The 2133-nt window shown below is 58.8% G+C and carries 2 protein-coding genes; both read right to left on the reverse strand.

Going from position 1 to position 2133, the window contains the following annotated elements; genetic code table 11:
- Positions 1-126: 126 nt before the first annotated feature.
- Positions 127-858 (reverse strand): IS21-like element helper ATPase IstB, encoded by a 732-nt coding sequence (gene istB, locus V8324_RS21605; RefSeq protein WP_336421952.1) that lies wholly within the window; start codon positions 856-858, stop codon positions 127-129.
- The coding region (istA, locus tag V8324_RS21610; RefSeq protein ID WP_336421953.1) for an IS21 family transposase at positions 855-2133 on the reverse strand (1279 nt) is incomplete at its 5' end. The genes istB and istA, both read right to left, overlap by 4 nt.

The following is a 2133-nucleotide window of genomic DNA, read 5'->3' on the forward strand; positions in this document are numbered from 1 at the left end:
TGTCAATGTGCATTCAAAACTGACCCGGTGTGATCATCCAAAAATGACCCACCCCGGAGGTGGCAAAGCCCACAGGCGAGCGGCCACCAAATAGCGCGCTCGTCTGTGGGCTTTGCTTGCGTGGCTTCAGGGGTTTTCGCGAGACTTGCTCTGGGCGAAGCGGTAAGATGTGTTGCCGGTCTCGATGATGCTGCAATGGTGCGTGACACGGTCAAGCAGCGCGGTTGTCATCTTGGCATCGCCAAACACCGAGACCCATTCTCCGAACTCGAGGTTGGTTGTGATGATGACGCTGGTCGTTTCATACAGCTTGCTGATCAGATGGAATAGCAGCGAACCGCCAGACTTTGGGAACGGGATATAGCCGAGTTCATCGATAATCACGCAATCCAGGGCGGTCAGCTGCTTGATGATTTTCCCGGTGTTTCCGTCGGCCTGCTCCGCGATCAGGGCATTGATCAGATCGACGGCGTTATGGAACCGAACCCGCTTGCCCTGATTGACCAGATTGGTTCCCAAGGCGATGGAGATGTGCGTTTTGCCGGTGCCGGTTCCACCGACAAGGATGATGTTGTGCGCGTCGTTGGTAAACTGGCCAGAGCAGAACGGGTCGATCTGCGCTTTGGTGACGGTCGCAGCGTCATGATCGAAGGTGGCAAAGTCCTTGTGGTGAGGGAATTTGGCAATGCGCATCTGATATTGAATGGACCGCACACGGCGTTCCTGGGCTTCCGCCTCGATCAAGGCCTTCAAGGCTGTTGTCAGGCTGGGCGGCGTGCGGGCGGTCAACAAATCCTGGGCGCAGGCCGCCATGCCATGCAGTCTGAGGGCTGTGAGCTGGTCGATAAGGGCGTTCATGCGGCCGCCTCCCCGGTGGTACACAGCGCCTCATATCGCTTGCAATCGGCCTCGGGCCGCAGGGTCAGCTGCGGGTAGGCATGGGTGTCGGCCAGCGGGGAGATGACAGGTTCCAGCAACTGGTTGATCAGGTTGATGATCGCAGGCAAGCGCAAGGTGTGCTGTTCCACAGCCAGGTCGCAGGCCGTCTCGACCACCTCTATGCCATGCTCAAGGGCCAGCAGCAGCAGGTCGACGAACTCCCGGTCGCCGCCTTTGCCGCGCATGTAGTGATCCTTGATTTGCTGCATTGCCTCGGGCAACTCCCAACCAATGAAGGGGGCGCCGTCGCGCAGGGCACCGGGCTTGAGATCGAGCAGGGGCACATAGTGCCAGGGCTCGAAATAGCTGATATTGCGCGTGAAATGGCGTTTGTGCTCGGCGATGACCTCATTGTCCGCGACCACGACGATCCGATCGGCATAGGCGCGCAATGAGACATGGTGCCCAGCATGTTCGGACGGCACGCTGTAGCGATTGCTGTCGTATTGCACCAGGCAGGTGGATCTGACGCGCACGGTTTTTTCGACATAGCCATCGAAGGGGCGACCCAGCGGGCGCAACTCTCTCTGCTCATCCGAAAAAATGTCGCCGATCGTGCGGTCCTGCTGATCGGGATGCAAGCGGTTGGCCAACTCCTCACTGCGCAGGCGCAGCCAGTCATTCAGCCCATCCAGATCGTCAAAAGCAAGCCTGGGAGTGAACAGCTCGCCACGCAGAAACTGGACCTGGTTCTCGACCTGCCCCTTCTCCCAGCCCGAGGCGGGGGTGCAGGCGACGGGTTCGATGACATAATGGTTCATCAAGGCCAGAAAGCGTGGATGAAAGATCCGATCCTTCGATCGTGAGACATAGGTCACCATGGTTTTGGGGTTGTCGATGATCACTCGGCGCGGGACGCCGCCGAAGAACTTCAGCGCCCGTATAAAAGCATCAAGCACCATCTCCTGCTTCTCGTTCAGATAGGCCACGACAAAAGGCTTCCGGCTGTGGCACAGGCGGAAATGGGCCACATGAACCTTGTGTTCGACACCGCCCAGCAGGACGTATTCCTCGCTCCAGTCGAACTGGAGCGCATCGCCCGCCGCGAAATGCAGAGGAATGAACGCATCGCCCGTACCGGTCCCGGTTGTTTGCCTGAGCTCCCGCACGAAACGCTGAACCGGCGAATAGGACCCTGTGTAGCCTTCCGTGACAATCTGCTCATAAAGCTTCTTGGCTGTGCGCCGGTTGCGC

This window comes from Roseovarius sp. D22-M7 (assembly GCF_037083785.1).
Lineage (GTDB): Bacteria > Pseudomonadota > Alphaproteobacteria > Rhodobacterales > Rhodobacteraceae > Roseovarius.